This is a genomic window from Streptomyces cyaneofuscatus (assembly GCF_042718795.1).
GTDB lineage: Bacteria > Actinomycetota > Actinomycetes > Streptomycetales > Streptomycetaceae > Streptomyces > Streptomyces cyaneofuscatus_A.
Map to the genome: position 1 here is coordinate 138,148 of NZ_JBHXOX010000009.1, position 13,923 is coordinate 152,070.

At 72.1% G+C, this 13,923-nt stretch carries 12 protein-coding genes; 3 read left to right on the plus strand and 9 right to left on the minus strand.

Going from position 1 to position 13,923, the window contains the following annotated elements:
• Positions 1 to 345: 345 nt before the first annotated feature.
• The 7 genes from pheA to ACFWRT_RS12390 form a co-directional block, all read right to left on the minus strand.
• Positions 346 to 1,281 carry a prephenate dehydratase gene (gene pheA, locus ACFWRT_RS12360; RefSeq protein WP_380951705.1) on the minus strand — a complete coding sequence of 312 codons (936 nt, stop codon included), beginning with the start codon at positions 1,279 to 1,281 and terminating at the stop codon, positions 346 to 348.
• 157 nt (positions 1,282 to 1,438) lie between these two features.
• Positions 1,439 to 2,665, minus strand: coding sequence for an iron uptake transporter deferrochelatase/peroxidase subunit (gene efeB / locus ACFWRT_RS12365; protein ID WP_380951801.1), 1,227 nt, complete (start codon positions 2,663 to 2,665; stop codon positions 1,439 to 1,441).
• Positions 2,666 to 2,802: 137 nt separating this feature from the next.
• Positions 2,803 to 4,704 carry a copper resistance CopC/CopD family protein gene (locus tag ACFWRT_RS12370; RefSeq protein WP_380951706.1) on the minus strand — a complete coding sequence of 634 codons (1,902 nt, stop codon included), beginning with the start codon at positions 4,702 to 4,704 and terminating at the stop codon, positions 2,803 to 2,805.
• A gap of 13 nt (positions 4,705 to 4,717) precedes the next feature.
• The gene (locus tag ACFWRT_RS12375; protein WP_380951707.1) at positions 4,718 to 5,167 is read right to left on the minus strand and encodes a copper chaperone PCu(A)C; all 450 of its coding nucleotides are present in this window, start codon (positions 5,165 to 5,167) and stop codon (positions 4,718 to 4,720) included.
• Complete coding sequence (locus ACFWRT_RS12380; protein WP_326704728.1) at positions 5,164 to 5,823, minus strand: SCO family protein; 660 nt, start codon at positions 5,821 to 5,823, stop codon at positions 5,164 to 5,166. Before ACFWRT_RS12380 ends, ACFWRT_RS12375 begins: the two co-directional genes overlap by 4 nt.
• A 148-nt stretch (positions 5,824 to 5,971) precedes the next feature.
• On the minus strand, positions 5,972 to 6,733 hold the full coding sequence (locus ACFWRT_RS12385; protein ID WP_380951708.1) for a YcnI family copper-binding membrane protein: 762 nt from the start codon (positions 6,731 to 6,733) through the stop codon (positions 5,972 to 5,974).
• Positions 6,734 to 6,940: 207 nt separating this feature from the next.
• Positions 6,941 to 7,786: a hypothetical protein gene (locus ACFWRT_RS12390; RefSeq protein ID WP_380951709.1), complete on the minus strand. Its 846-nt coding sequence runs from the start codon at positions 7,784 to 7,786 to the stop codon at positions 6,941 to 6,943.
• Positions 7,787 to 8,091: 305 nt separating this feature from the next.
• Here ACFWRT_RS12390 and ACFWRT_RS12395 point away from each other — a divergent pair, with 305 nt between their 5' ends.
• Positions 8,092 to 8,652, plus strand: coding sequence for an ATP-binding protein (locus tag ACFWRT_RS12395; protein ID WP_380951710.1), 561 nt, complete (start codon positions 8,092 to 8,094; stop codon positions 8,650 to 8,652).
• A 35-nt stretch (positions 8,653 to 8,687) separates the two neighbouring features.
• Here the strand turns inward: ACFWRT_RS12395 and ACFWRT_RS12400 are convergent, their stop codons facing one another.
• Complete coding sequence (locus tag ACFWRT_RS12400; RefSeq protein ID WP_380951711.1) at positions 8,688 to 10,169, minus strand: aminopeptidase P family protein; 1,482 nt, start codon at positions 10,167 to 10,169, stop codon at positions 8,688 to 8,690.
• Between the two features lie 104 nt (positions 10,170 to 10,273).
• Complete coding sequence (locus tag ACFWRT_RS12405) at positions 10,274 to 11,764, minus strand: PP2C family protein-serine/threonine phosphatase (RefSeq protein ID WP_380951712.1); 1,491 nt, start codon at positions 11,762 to 11,764, stop codon at positions 10,274 to 10,276.
• A 564-nt stretch (positions 11,765 to 12,328) separates the two neighbouring features.
• Between ACFWRT_RS12405 and ACFWRT_RS12410 the strand changes: the two genes are divergently transcribed.
• Positions 12,329 to 13,012, plus strand: a complete 684-nt coding sequence (locus tag ACFWRT_RS12410; protein ID WP_380951713.1) for a bifunctional DNA primase/polymerase — start codon at positions 12,329 to 12,331, stop codon at positions 13,010 to 13,012.
• Positions 13,013 to 13,373: 361 nt separating this feature from the next.
• On the plus strand, positions 13,374 to 13,784 hold the full coding sequence (locus tag ACFWRT_RS12415; protein ID WP_380951714.1) for a hypothetical protein: 411 nt from the start codon (positions 13,374 to 13,376) through the stop codon (positions 13,782 to 13,784).
• Positions 13,785 to 13,923: the final 139 nt, after the last annotated feature.

Sequence of the window (13,923 nt, forward strand, 5' to 3'; positions counted from 1 at the left end):
AAACCTGCCCCGCACGCTCATTCGAGTGGCAATTCGTCGCTCTGATGAGTTGATCAAGGGAATTCGCGCGACCCGGGAGGGCTCGCATCGGGGTGGCCCTCTGTGGATGCATCCGGACCCACTGCGTTGATTTGTCGATGATGTCGCATTGTGGTGTCGACTTGTCCCCAGGTCGAGAAGCCAGCCTGTGGATAACTCTGTGGATGGATGACTATCTGTAGGTAGGACCACAGCGCAGCGCACGGAGAGTCCCGGAGCGGAGAAATCCGCTCCGGTATGAGTCGCCACCGACCGCCGTCAGAACCGCTGTCAGATCCGCCGTCGGACCTGGCGTCGGACCCGCTGTCAGATCCGCCCGTCCTGGCTGCGCGCCAGCCAGTCGGAGGCCTCGGTGAAGGCCCTGTCCGAGGTGCCCGCCCGCAGCGGCCGGACCTCATCGGCGGATACGCCCGCCCGCGGGTACGAACCGAGGAACCGCACCTTCGGGCAGATCCGCTTCAGCCCCATCAGGGCCTCCCCCACCCGCCGGTCCGCGATGTGCCCCTCGGCGTCCACGGCGAAGCAGTAGTTGCCGATCCCCTCGCCGGTCGGGCGCGACTGGATCAGCATCAGGTTGACGCCGCGCACCGCGAACTCCTGGAGCAGTTCCAGCAGCGCACCGGGGTGGTCGTCGCCCAGCCAGATCACCACGGACGTCTTGTCGGCCCCCGTCGGGGCGGACGGCCGGGCCGGGCGGCCCACCAGGACGAAGCGGGTCTGGGCGTTCACCGCGTCATGGATCTCCGTGACCAGCGGTTCGAGCCCGTAGGTGGCGGCGGCGAACTCACCGGCGAACGCGGCGTCGTAGCGCCCCTCCTGGACCAGCCGGGCGCCGTCCGCGTTGGACGCCGCCGACTCCCACGCGGCCTGCGGGAGGTGGGCCGCCATCCAGTTGCGCACCTGCGGCTGGGCGGCCGGGTGCGCGGTGACCGTCTTGATGTCCGACAGCTTGGTGCCCGGCCGCACGAGCAGCGCGAAGGTGATGGAGAGCAGCACCTCGCGGTAGATCATCAGCGGCTCGCCGCTGGTCAGCTCGTCGAGCGTGGCCGTGATGCCGCCCTCGACGGAGTTCTCGATCGGCACGAGAGCCGCCGCCGCCTCCCCGCTGCGTACGGCGTCCAGGGCCGCCGGGACGGAGACCATCGGGACGAGCTCGCGGGTGGCGGCTTCCGGGAGCGTGCGGAGGGCGACCTCGGTGAAGGTGCCTTCGGGACCGAGATAGGCGTAGCGCGTGGCTGACATACGCTCACCCTATTGCGCCGTACGGCGGGGGCCTCGCCGTCTCAGAATCCGGTCAGGGCCGAGGAATCCGGCCGGGGCCGGCGCGGGTCGGGGCCGGGGAATCCGGCGGGACCCGGCGCCGCTCATGAGGCGCCCCGGTCTCCATGAGGTCCCCGCCTCACGACTCCAGCAGCCGCTGTCCCACGTACTCGCCCTCCGCCGCCCCGCCCGGCACCGCGAACAGCCCGCTCGCCTCGTGCCGGACGAACGGTGACAGCGCGTCACCCCGGTCGAGCTTGCGCTGCACGGGCACGAACCCCTTGAACGGGTCCGCCTGCCAGCAGACGAAGAGCAGCCCGGCGTCCGGGGTGCCGTCCTCCGCGATCCCGTCGTGGTACGAGAACGGCCGCCGCAGCATGGCGGCCCCGCCGTTCTTCTCGGGGGAGGAGATCCGGGCGTGGGCGTTGTCGGGGATCAGGAGCCGGCCGTCCGGGCCCGCCTTGTCGAGGTCCAGCTCCGTGGTCTCGCTCCCGCCGCTCAGCGGGGCCCCGTCCGCCTTGCGCCGCCCGATGACCCGCTCCTGGTGGTCCACCGGGAGCTTCTCCCAGTCGTCCAGCAGCATCCTGATCCGGCGGACGACAGCGTACGAACCGCCCTCCAGCCACTCGTGCGGGGTGCCGGGGGAGGCCGGCACGAACACCCGCCGCCCGAAGTCCTCGTCGGCCGGCTTCGGATTGCCGGTCCCGTCGATCTGGCCCATCAGGTTGCGGGCGGTCATCGGCCGGGCCGTGGCCCCAGGGGTGCGGTTGAAGCCGTTCATCTGCCACCGCACCTTTACTGTTCCCGCGCCCTCCTTCTGTACGGCCCGCAGGGCGTGGAAGGCGACCAGGGCGTCGTCGGCACCGATCTGCACCCAGAGGTCGCCGTCGGACCGCCTGGCGTCGAGCTGGTCGGAGGAGAACGCGGGCAGTGGATCGAGCCCGGCGGGCAGCCGCGAGGTGAGGCCCGTAAGCGCGAAGAACGTACGGCCGAAGCCGAAGGTGACCGTGAGGGACGAGGGCCCCGCGTCCAGCGCGATGCCGGTGTCATGGCCGGGCCCGTCCGCCGCGCCCGCCGCCGGGCGGCCCGCCATCAGCTCCCTCGCCACCGCCGACCAGCGCCGCATCAGCGCCACGGCCTCCTTACGGCCCGCGCCCGCCACCAGGTCGAAGGCGACGAGATGGCCCCGGGCTTGAAGCGGAGTGGTGATCCCCGGTTGATGTTTCCCGTGAAACATCGCCTCGGTGGAGCCGACGGCGCTCAGTGCGGTCGGCGGATCGGAGCGGGTCGCGGCGTACCCGGCGGCCCCGCCGCCCGCGCCCAGCACCAGCCCGGCGGCACCCGCCGCGCCCACGCCGCCCAGCAGCCGCCGCCGCGAGACCCCGGCGGGCGCGGAGGCCGGCGCGGAGTCCTGGCTCTGGTTCCGGTCCTGGCCCTGGTTCCAGTCCTGGTTCCGGTCCTGGCTCGGGTCCTGGTCCTGCTTCCTGGTGGTGCTCACGTACCTCAGCCGATCTTCACGTTCTTGTCGATGGTGACCTGGTCGATGTCGGAGGTCCGTACCGTCACGTCGACCTTCCACTCCCCCGCCATCGGGATCTGGACGCCGCTCGCTGACCAGTGCCCCTCGGCGAGCCGGTCCGGCACGACCGGCAGCGGGCCGATCTCCTGCGCCTCCAGGGTGAGGGCCACCTTCAGCTCCGGGACGTCCATCGGCTTGCCGTCGCTGCCGTCGATCCACACGTGCAGCTCGTTGGAGCCGGTGCGCCCGGGGTCGATGTCGATCCGGACGGTCCCCTTGCCGTTCCGGCCGCCGGTGTCGAAGGGCATGCTCAGGTTGACGGGCCCCGCCGCCGGTGCGGAGGGAGCGGTGGAGGCGCCCTGGGCCTCCACCTCCGTACGGCCCGGCTCGGTCGACGTCAGCACGGTGGTGACGGCCAGCAGGACCACGGCGATCGCCGCCTCGGCCAGGACCGATCGGCGCAGCCCGGAACGATCCGGGTCGGCGTCCCGTGTCCGCTTCTTCTTCGTGGCGGTCAGGACGGCCTGCTGACGGGCGAGCTGGGCGGCGCGCTCGGGATCGATGTCGTCCGGGGCCGCCACCGGATCGGGCGCCTCCTCAGCGGCCTCGCCAGGCGCGGCGTCCGTCAGCCGCCCCGTCCACCGTCGCGAGAACCACGCCACGGCGAGCAGGACCACGATCAGCGCGACCTTGAGGATCAGGAGCTGCCCGTACCGCGTCCCGGTCAGCGCCGACCAGGAGCCGACCTGCCGCCACGACTGGTAGATCCCGGTCGCCGCGAGGACGAGGACGCTGCCGAACGCGACCCGGGAGAACCGCCGTACGGCATCGCTCCCGATGTCCGGCGTCCGGTACAGCGCCACCAGCAGCGAGACCAGCCCGCCGAGCCAGGCGGCGACGGCCAGCAGGTGCAACACGTCCACCGGCATGGCGATCCCCGCCTGGATGCCGGTCGAGGCGTGCTCGGACATGGCCCAGGTGGCGGCGATGCCCGCCGCGACGACCCCGCCGCCGACCGCCAGGCCGAAGGTGAGGTCCTTCTTCTCGACGGCGTCCTCGCGCCGGGCGTACGTGCCGAACAGGACGGCGATGAACAGCGCGGCCGCCCCGAGCAGCAGCAGCCGCGAGACGAGGGCGGCGCCCGGCTTGGTGTCCAGGACCGCCTGGAGCCCGTCCAGGTCGAAGGCGTCGGCGAACTTGCCGCTGCCGGTGTACGGGTTGCGGAGCAGCAGCATGACCAGGGTCGCCGCGGTCAGCGTGACCCAGCCGCGCACCACGAGCCGCTGCATCGGCCGGACGGACGCGCCGCGGGGCCAGCAGCCCAGGACGAAGGCCGCGCCGCCCACGAGCAGGGTGAACCCGGCGTACGCGACGTACCGCGCGATGCCGTAGACCACGCCGACCGGGCCGCCGCCGACCTCCTCGGAGGGCAGGGCCACGGTGGTCTCGGAGGGGGCGCCGATGGAGAAGGTGAAGGCGCCGGAGATGGGGTGGCTGTCGGCGGAGATCGCCTGCCAGGCCACCGTGTAGGTGCCGTCGGGCAGGCCGGGGAGCAGCTCGACGCCGTACCGGACGGTGGAGCCGTCGGAGCGGTCCTTCGGCTCGACGCCCGTGTCGGCGCGCTTGCTGCTGGGGTCCAGGACCCGGATCGACCCGTCGCCGACGGCGATCGCCTCGGAGAAGGTGAGGGTGACCTCCTCGGGCGCGGTGGCCACCACCGCCCCGTCCTGAGGGTCGCTCCCGGTGAGGGCGGCGTGCGCGGACGCCGGCCCGGCGCCGGCCAGGATCAGCCCGAACACCAGGCTGACGAGGGCGGCGACGAGCGCGGCGGCGGTGAACGGCCGCCGTATCGGGGACGCTCCGGGGCGCGGGGCGGTGGCAGTCATCACGGTCGGACCCTCACTGCTTCTTCGGGTTGTGGGTGGTTTCCTTCACCGGCAGGTCGACCGTGATGGGGCCGGCCTTCTCGAAGTGCAGCTCGACGGAGACCTTCTCGCCCTGCTTGGGCTTCTTCTTGAGATCCATGAACATGATGTGGTTGCCGCCGCGTTCGAGGTCGAGCTCACCGCCCGCCGGCACCTCGAACGACGCGACCTCGCGCATCTGCTGGTTCTTCGTCTCGTGGATCGTGACGTCGTCGGAGAGCGGGCTGGTCACCGAGGTGAGCCGGTCGGCGGCGCCCCCGCTGTTCCGTACGACGAGGAAGCCGGCGGCCATGTCGCTGACGGGCTGCGGCAGATACGCGCCGACGACCTTCAGCTCGGGCTCGTCGCTCCCGGTGGAGCACCCCGCCAGAGCCAGCCCCGTGGTGAGGGCGAGGACGCCGGCGAGGGCCGTACGGCGGGTCACGGGTTCTCCCCCTTGATCAGCTTAGGGAGGTCCTTCGCGTACTCCTCGGCGGTGGTGTCCTCGCCGTACAGCACGTATCCGCCGTCCGTCTTCGGGGAGAAGGCGACGACCTGCGCCCCGTGCATCGAGACGGGCTTGCCGTTCTTGTCCTTCGTGGCCGGCTCGATACCGATGCCGATCTGGCGCGCGCCCGCCTGGATGGTGGGGAAGTCGCCGGTGAGGCCGGTGAAGGTGGGGTCCTGGGCCTTGAGCCACTTGCCGAGCGAGGCGGGGGTGTCGCGCTCGGGGTCGGTGGTGACGAAGACGACCTGGAGCTTGTCCTGGTCGGCCTTGGGCAGGTCCCGCTTGGCGATGGAGATGTTGCTCATGGTCAGCGGGCAGACGTCCGGGCAGTGGGTGTAGCCGAAGTAGATGAGCGTCGGCTTGCCCTTGGTCACCTCGCGGAAGTCGTACTCCTTGCCGTTCGTGTCGGTGAGGACGAGGTTCGGCTTGGTGAACGGCCGGTCGAGCACGGTCGCGGCCTGGGTCTTCGGCGAGGCCTCGACATCGGCGATCGACGAGGAGCCGGCCTTGTCACCGCTGCTGCCGCAGGCCGAGAGGGTCAGTGCGGCCGCGGCGGCGAACGCCAGGGCCGTCACTGCTTTTCTGTTGCGCATGAAGGGGTGTCCTGAGTGTGGTGCGGGTGGTGGAACCGGCGGGCCGGCCGTACGGGACGGCCGGACCGGGCGGGTCGGGCCGTACGACGACGGCCGGACCCGGGCAGGCCGGGCCGTACGCGTACGCCGTACGGCCCGGCCCGGTGGATCAGGCCGTGCGGCGGCGGCCGGCGAGCACGCCGAACGCGACGCCCGCGATGCCGATGAGGATGCCGATGATGCCCAGGGTGCGGGCCGTGGTGTCGCTGGAGGAGGAGGACGCGGCGTGCGTCTCCTTCGTGTCGCCCTCCGCCGACGCCGCCTGGTCATCGGCCTGGTGGCCGGCCTTGGGGTCGTCGTCGCCGGCCGCGCCGCCGTGGTGGTCCTCGGTGGCGGCGGTCAGCTTCAGGACCGGGGCGGGGCTGTCGGGCTCCTCGCCGCCCTTGGGCTCCTCGATCCAGCGGACGACTTCCTTGTTGTCGTACGTCTGGATGGCCTTGAAGACGAGCTGGTCGGCGTCTTCGGGAAGCTGCCCCACGGAGACCGGGAACTGCTGGAAGTAGCCGGGCGCGATCTTGGAACCGTCGGCGGTCCAGGTCACCTTGGTGACGGCCTCGGTGATCTTCCGGCCGTGCACCTCCAGGGGCTTGTCGAGCTTGCCCTTGGTGATCGCGATCTTCCAGCCCGGCACGGCCTCGGGGGTGACGGAGGAGAGCGGGTGGTCGGCCGGGAAGTTCACTTCGAGCTTGACCGTGGAGGCCTGGTCCCGCTCGTTGGGGACCTTGAAGTTCAGGGTGGCGTAACCGCCCTTGGCGGCCTCGCCCTGCGGCTGGACGCTGACGTGCGCGGCGGCGGGACCGGCGAGCAGCAGGACGGTGGACGCGGCGACGCCGGCGGCGATGGCGATGCGGGAGACGTTGGTGGCGCTCATGGCAGGAACACTCCACGGAGGAAGAGGAATACATCGGAAGAGGAACACGGCGGTCCGGCGCGCGGGTGTGCGACGGCGGCACGACACACGACACCTCGTCCGGTCCGTCGAGGAGTCCGGCCATGCCCGCGCGAGCCGTCCCTGAGGGGCCGTCCGGTGCGGACGGTCGGTGCTCGGGTACGGCGGGCGGTGGGCGCAGGTGTCGCGTCAGGCTGCGAGGGCGTACGGGGCCGGAGGCCCACGCCTGATCACCAGGTGGTGCAGAGGGTCCCCGGTGGCGGGTGCCGGCTCGTCGTCCGTACGCAGGGCGCGCGGGCCGCTTACGAGCTGTTCACGCGCTCCGGCGCGCAGGGCGCGTACGAGCGCGAGCGCCGCGCGCAGGGAGCGCAGCCGGGCGCCGGCCGCCAGCGCCTGGGCGCCGTACGCGGAGAGCCGGGCCAGCCGGAAGAGGGCGGCCTCGCCGCGCCGCAGCAGCCAGCCGGCGGCGAGCGCGGCCAGCAGGTGGGCCAGGAACATCGGCAGGCCCGGCAGCAGCGCGGCCACCGAGGCGTACGCCGACACTGCACCCGGTCCGCCGTCCGCGGCCGCCGCGGTGGCACCCGACGCGAGGTGGCCGTGGCCCGCGACCGTGGAGGGGTCTATGCCCGCCGTGGTGACGATGCGGTGGGCGTCGGCGGCGTCGATCTGCCCCGGCCCTCCACCGCACACCAGCCCGGCGGCGAACCGGATCAGCGGGTTCTCGCCGCTGCCCCGGGGCGCGGCGGCGGCGACGGCCTGCGCGCTGCCGTGGCTGCCGTACGCGAAGAGGACGTGCAGGGCGATCTGGCCGCCCGCCAGCGCACCGGCGATCGACGGCAGGGAGCGTTCCCGTCCGGCGAGGGCCGAGGCCACGGCGAGGACGCCGAGGAATCCGGCGAGCAGGGTCCACGCCGGGACGGGTGCCCCGGCGGCGAACGCGTGCCCCGCCGCGGACAGCACGACGCAGACCGCGGTGAACACCGCGGCCCTCATGAGCCGCAGACCGGCTCCGGCGTGTGCGACAGGCGTGGACATGGCCGGAACATCATCGCACTGCGTACCCCGCGGCGGTACGGCAGGTCCGGAAGATCAGCCTCCGTCCCCAACCGTGCTTGTTGCGGCTGTTGGCGGGGGATGTACGGACTATGGACGCGCCGCTTCCGGGCCCTGCCCCGGGGACCATCCCGCCTCCGCCGGGGTGGTCCCCGGAGCGGCTATACACCGGTGCGCGGAGTATCCGCATCCGCCGAATGAGGGCTCTCACGGCCGATCCGTGCTTACGAAGTGCCTTGTGCGGCAATACGTATCGGTACGTCGAGCCGCAGCCAGGAGGCTGGAGCATGAGCATCTGGTGGTCACTCCATTTGCGGCGCGAAGCTGCGAGCGTTCCGCTCGCCCGTCGTTTTCTGCTCGGCACCATGGAAACCGCGGGGGTGGATCCGGACGTCTCCTTCGACCTCTCGGTCGCGCTCAGCGAGGCCTGTGCCAACGCCGTCGAACACGGCGGCGACCGGTCGGGCCTGGCGGAGCAAGGGGATCGCGGAACCGAAAGGCCCCCGGCGGACTCCGGGCAGTACCGGGTCACGGCCTATCTGGACGGCGAGACATGCCGTATCGAGGTCGCCGACTCGGGGCCGGGCTTCCCCGCCCGCCGCGCGCTTCGCCCAGCCGCGCACACCGAACACGCGGAGCACATCGAGAAGACCCAGGGCGCCGAGCCCGCGGGCGCCCAGCCCACGTTCGCCCCGTACCTCCCGTGCGTCGCCGAGAGCGGCCGCGGGCTGGACCTCATCGAGCAGCTCGCCGACCACGTCCACTTCGGAAACCGGCCGGGCCGGGGCGCGGTGGTCAGCTTCGACAAGGTCCTGAAATGGCGGGAGGGCGCGCTGCTCATGGTGTGAGCGGCGCCCTCCGACGCCGTACGTACGGCCGTGGGTCAGCCCTTCAGCTGAGCCATCCAGGCCTCGACCTCGTCGGCCCGGCGGGGCAACTGGTCGGAGAGGTTCCGGTTGCCGTCCTCGGTGACGAGGAGGTCGTCCTCGATCCGGATGCCGATGCCCCGGTACTCCTCGGGCACACTCAGGTCGTCGGCCTGGAAGTAGAGGCCCGGCTCCACGGTCAGGCAGACACCCGGCTCCAGGATGCCGTCGACGTACGCCTCGGTGCGCGCGACGGCGCAGTCGTGGACGTCCATGCCGAGCATGTGACCGGTGCCGTGCAGGGTCCATCGGCGCTGGAGGCCGAGCTCCAGGACCTTGTCCACGGACAGGTCGCCGAGCAGGCCCCACTCCACGAGCTTCTCGGCGAGCACGCGCTGCGAGGCGTCGTGGAAGTCGCGGAAGGTGGCGCCGGGCTTCACGGCGGCGATGCCCGCCTCCTGGGCCTCGTACACCGCGTCGTAGATCTTGCGCTGGAGCGGCGAGAACGTGCCGTTGATCGGCAGGGTGCGCGTCACATCGGCGGTGTAGAGCTCGTTGGTCTCCACGCCGGCGTCCAGGAGCAGCAGGTCGCCGGAGCGGACGGCGCCGTCGTTGCGGACCCAGTGCAGGGTGGTGGCGTGCGGTCCGGCGGCGCAGATCGAGCCGTAGCCGATGTCGTTGCCCTCGATGCGGGCGCGCAGGAAGAAGGTTCCCTCGATGAAGCGCTCGCTGGTCGCCTCGGCCTTGTCCAGGCTCCTGACGACGTCCTCGAAGCCGCGCGCGGTGGCGTCGCAGGCCTTTTGCAGCTCGGCGATCTCGAAGGCGTCCTTCACGAGGCGGGCCTCGGAGAGGTGGACGCGCAGTTCCTCGTCGCGCTCGGCGGTGACCTTGTCGGTGAGGGCGGCCTCGATGGCGGCGTCGTGACCGCGCACGTTGCGGACCGGGCCGGTGGCCTCGGTCAGCGCGGCGGCGATCTCGCGAACGTCCTTCGCGGGGATGCCCAGCCGCTGCTCGGCCTCGGCGAGGGAGTGGCGGCGGCCGACCCACAGCTCGCCCTGGCCGTCCAGCCAGAACTCGCCGTTCTCCCGGTTCGAGCGGGGCAGCAGGTAGATCGTGGCCTGGTGGCCGCTGTCGCCGGTCGGCTCCAGCACGAGGACGCCGTCCTGGGTCTGGTCGCCGGTGAGGTACGCGTACTCGGTGGAGGCGCGGAAGGCGTACTCGGTGTCGTTGGAGCGGGTCTTCAGGTTGCCCGCGGGGATGACCAGGCGCTCGCCGGGGAAGCGCGCGGAGAGCGCGGCGCGGCGGGCGGCGGTGTGCTCGGCCTGGGCGATCGGTTCGAGCCCGTGCAGCTCGGTGTCGGCCCAGCCCGACTTCATGTTCTCGGCGAGCTCGTCGGAGACGCCCGGGTACAGGCCGTTCTTCCGCTGCTTGATCGGCTCCGCCGCCTCGTTCTCTTCGGTCTCCTGCTCCGGGGTCTCCGGGATGAGCTCCTCAGACACGATGTGATTCTCCTTGATACGACACTGGACCATCACCCATCGTACGGGCGTACGGAAGGGGGCCCAGGGCCGAAAGGCCTGTTACCGGAGAGGCCGCTGGGAGGTCAGTCGAAGTGCGCGGCGAGGATCACGACGTCCTCGGCGGAGTCGCTCCGGTCGAGTCCGTCGGGCAGCATCGTGCGCAGGACGTGGTCGGCGACGGCGGCCGGGTCGTGCCGGCCCGTCTTCGGTACGGAGGCGGCGGCGGAGTGCAGCCGGGCGAAGGCGCGGTCCATCGCGTCGCCGGTGCGGCGCAGCAGGCCGTCCGTGTACAGAAGCACCGTTTCTCCCGGCGCGGGGGAGAACTCCACGCTCGGCGCCTCCCAGCAGGCGAGCATCCCCAGCGGGGCGGAGAGCGTGGTCTCGACGAACTCGCAGCGCCGGTCCCCGAGCACCAGCGGCGGGGTGTGCCCGGCCCCGGCGAGCACGACCTTGCGGGCGGCGGGCTCGCAGTAGGCGAAGAGGGCGGTGGCGGTCCGCGCGGGCTCGGTCAGCCGGAGCAGGAGTTCGAGATCGGAGAGTACGGCGACGGGGTCCTCGCCCTCCATCACGGCGTACGCCCGCAGGCTGGCGCGCAGCCGGCCCATGGCGGCCATCGCGCTCGGCCCCGATCCGCCAACCGAGCCGACCGCGAGGCCCAGCGCGTGGTCGGGCAGCGGCAGCGCGTCGTACCAGTCGCCGCCGCCTCGGGGGCCGGTCCGGTGCCGGGCGGCCAACCGGACGCCGGGGATGCGGGGCAGCCGGCTGGGCAGCAGCTCCTCGGCGACGGTCGCGACGTCGGCGCGGGCGCGTTCCAGCTCGGTCAGCCGGGCCAGGTGCTCGGTGGCGTACCGCGCGTAGAGGCCGACGAGGTGGCGCTGCTTCTCCGAGGGCTCCCCGGGCTCGTCGTAGAGCCAGAGGGCCGCGCCGAGCCGTCCGGCCGCCTCGGAGGCGAGGGGCAGGGCGTAACTGGCGGCGTAGCCGAGCCGGGTGGCGACCTCGCGGTGGCGGGGGTCCAGGTCCGGGTCGCCGAGCAGGTCGGGGGTGGTGAGCCCGTCCGCGGTGCCGGGCCGCCCGTCGAGGACGCGGCCCAGGGCGGTGGCGTCGCGCTCCACCGTCTCGATGTGCCCGAGATCGGCGTGGCTGAGCCCCAGTCCGAGGGTGGTGGACGGCGTGGCCGTGGTGTCCGCCGGCTCCAGTACGAGGAGCCCGCGGGGGGCGCCCACGAGGGCGGCTCCGGCGTGCAGCAGCTCGTTCAGGGCGGCATCGAGGGTGGCGGTGGCGGCCAGCCGCTCGGTGAGTTCGTGCAGGGTCGTGAGATCCGAGACCCAGCCCGCGAGCCGGTCCTGGATGAAGGCTCCGGGTGCTGCCGGAACCTCTCTCAGAGGAGCGGGAGTGTGCGTTGAAACCGGAACTTCTGAATCGATTCCAGCCACTTTCGGCAGGTGTGGGGCGCTCATGGCAGCCAGCTTTCCGGCCGGTGCGATTCGTCGAATAGCATCGCAAACCCCCATGTGATTCTGCGCCACTATCAGTGCATCCACATGTACACGCACAAGTAACCCGATGTCCAGCATTGTCCCCTGGGGGCTCGCCGGATTCGCTCCTCTCCAGTGTCAGTCAAGTTGGCCGAAAAATGCACCCTCCGGCGGCTATTTACGATCGACTGGAGCCGTTCAACAAGGCTCCACCAGGGGTGCCCCAGGGACGAAATCCCCGGGGCGGCGTCATTCCGGGCAGGCTGGGTACGTAATCGGCGATGCTCGGGGCAGACGCTCACGGGCGGATGTGATCGCTCAGGAACCTGACAGCGGGTCCGGACGTCCTTACCCGTGACGGTCGCGATCAGTGACGGTCACGCCTCCGGCCCACGCGGCGGGGTTCGGACCCGGCCGGCAGGCACGAGGCGCCCGTGGCGGGCGCCCCCGGCTCCACGCAGCTCGGCACCACCTCAGATCGGTTCCACTCGGATCGGTTCCACTCGGCTCGGCTCGGCTCACGCTCGGTACCGAAGGCACGTCCGTACCCCCGTACCGCAGAACCTGATGAGCACGTACGCACAGCGAAGAGACGCTCGCGCGATGTCCCACCCCGCGTGGCGTCATGTGGACTCGGCGTTCAACGGAAAGGAACGAGCGCTCATGCGCGAGATCCTCGGAAGGCGACGCAGGCTCCGGCTCCGGCGCAAGGAGGGTGCCGCCCGGCTCGACGCGGCCCTGACCTTCGCCACCGCATGGCAGTGGCCCGTGCTCCCCGGAGCCGGGACCGCGCCGGCCGCCCTGCCCGACGTGCGTGGCCTCGGCTGCGCCTGCCCCGACCCCGACTGCGCCGTTCCCGGCGCGCACCCCTTCGCCCCCGGGCTGCTGGCGGCCACCACGGACGAGCGCATGGTGCGCTGGTGGTGGACCAACCGCCCGACGGCCCCGGTGATGCTGGCGACCGGCGGCCGGGCCCCCTGCGCGGTGAGCCTGCCCGCCCTGGCCGGGGCGAAGGCCCTGGTCGCCCTCGACCGCATGGGCATGCGGCTCGGCCCCGTCGTGGCGACGCCCACCCGGTGGTCGCTGCTGGTGGCCCCGTACACGCTGGAACGGCTCGGTGAGCTGCTGTACAGCAAGGACTGGGTGCCCAGCTCGCTCCGGTTCCACGGGGAGGGCGGCTATCTCGTGGTGCCCCCGTCCGAGACCGGCGCGGGCCAGGTGCGCTGGGAGCGGGCCCCTTCGCCGGGGGCGGCGGCTCCCTGGCTCCCGGATGTCGGGGCGGTCCTGGACGCCTTGGTGGAGGCGAGCACCAGCGCCCCGGACGGGGGCAGCCGGCTGGCGTACTGAGGGGCGGGCGGCCCGGCTCCCACTCGCGTACGTCTCACGCGTACGTTTCCTGTGTACGTCTCCTGCGCGTACGCCTCACCCGTACGTCTCACTCGTACGGGTGTGAGCCGGGCCGTATGCGCGGTGAACGGGCGCCGGACGGCCCGGCCGGGTGCCGCACGTCGATATCGTCGCCCCGAATACCCGCGTATCCGCGATGGCCCGCGCGGCCGGTAAAGGGGCCACCATGAATCTGCGCATGATCGGTCTCACGGTTGTCGCCGCGTTCGCGTGTCTGATTCCGATCGTTGCTTCCGCGGATCCCGGCGGTTCCCCGGCCCCTGTACCAAGCGATGAGAAATCCCCGGACAGTTCATCAGAAATGCATAGAGAAAAGCTTTCTGATGACTCATCCGGTGACGGGGCCCGAGAGGTCCGCGAGGGCGCCGTCCGGTGCGGTCCCGAGCTCGTCTCGCCGGAGGGCATCGAGGCGCAGACCTGTGTGATGACCGGGGGCGGCGAAACCTGGGCGCGCGCTTACCACCGCAACACCTCCGGTACGGAACTCCGCGCCGTACTCACCCTGATGGGGCCGGGCGGGCGGACCGTGGAGCTGACGTGCGTCCTGGCGGCCGACGACGAGCCGGGCGGCTGCGAGACCCCGCGGAGCGCGTCGGCGGGTGGTCCCGGCGCCTATGCGGCGGTGGCGGAGTACGCGGGCGCGGGGCCGGTGGAGGAGGCGCCGCTGCTGCTCAGGGCCGGATCGCACCGTGCGCCGGGCGCATCGGACTGAGGGTGCGGGCGGGGCGCGGGCGGCTGCCCGGTGCGGGGCGCGGCCGGAAACGAAGACGCCCGATCGCTGGCGACGGGGGATGCACCAGCGACCGGGCTTCTAGAACGGTAACAAGAGATCTGCCGTTCGCAAATTCGAT

Excerpts from the sequence above, each read along its gene's own strand:
- ACFWRT_RS12385 (WP_380951708.1), bottom strand. The coding sequence starts at position 6,733 with ATGAGCGCCACCAACGTCTCCCGCATCGCCATCGCCGCCGGCGTCGCC.
- ACFWRT_RS12370 (WP_380951706.1), bottom strand. The coding sequence starts at position 4,704 with ATGACTGCCACCGCCCCGCGCCCCGGAGCGTCCCCGATACGGCGGCCG.
- ACFWRT_RS12415 (WP_380951714.1), top strand. The coding sequence starts at position 13,374 with ATGCATAGAGAAAAGCTTTCTGATGACTCATCCGGTGACGGGGCCCGA.
- ACFWRT_RS12380 (WP_326704728.1), bottom strand. The coding sequence starts at position 5,823 with ATGCGCAACAGAAAAGCAGTGACGGCCCTGGCGTTCGCCGCCGCGGCC.
- ACFWRT_RS12410 (WP_380951713.1), top strand. The coding sequence starts at position 12,329 with ATGCGCGAGATCCTCGGAAGGCGACGCAGGCTCCGGCTCCGGCGCAAG.
- ACFWRT_RS12405 (WP_380951712.1), bottom strand. The coding sequence starts at position 11,764 with ATGCTGGACATCGGGTTACTTGTGCGTGTACATGTGGATGCACTGATA.
- ACFWRT_RS12395 (WP_380951710.1), top strand. The coding sequence starts at position 8,092 with ATGAGCATCTGGTGGTCACTCCATTTGCGGCGCGAAGCTGCGAGCGTT.
- pheA (WP_380951705.1), bottom strand. The coding sequence starts at position 1,281 with ATGTCAGCCACGCGCTACGCCTATCTCGGTCCCGAAGGCACCTTCACC.
- ACFWRT_RS12390 (WP_380951709.1), bottom strand. The coding sequence starts at position 7,786 with ATGTCCACGCCTGTCGCACACGCCGGAGCCGGTCTGCGGCTCATGAGG.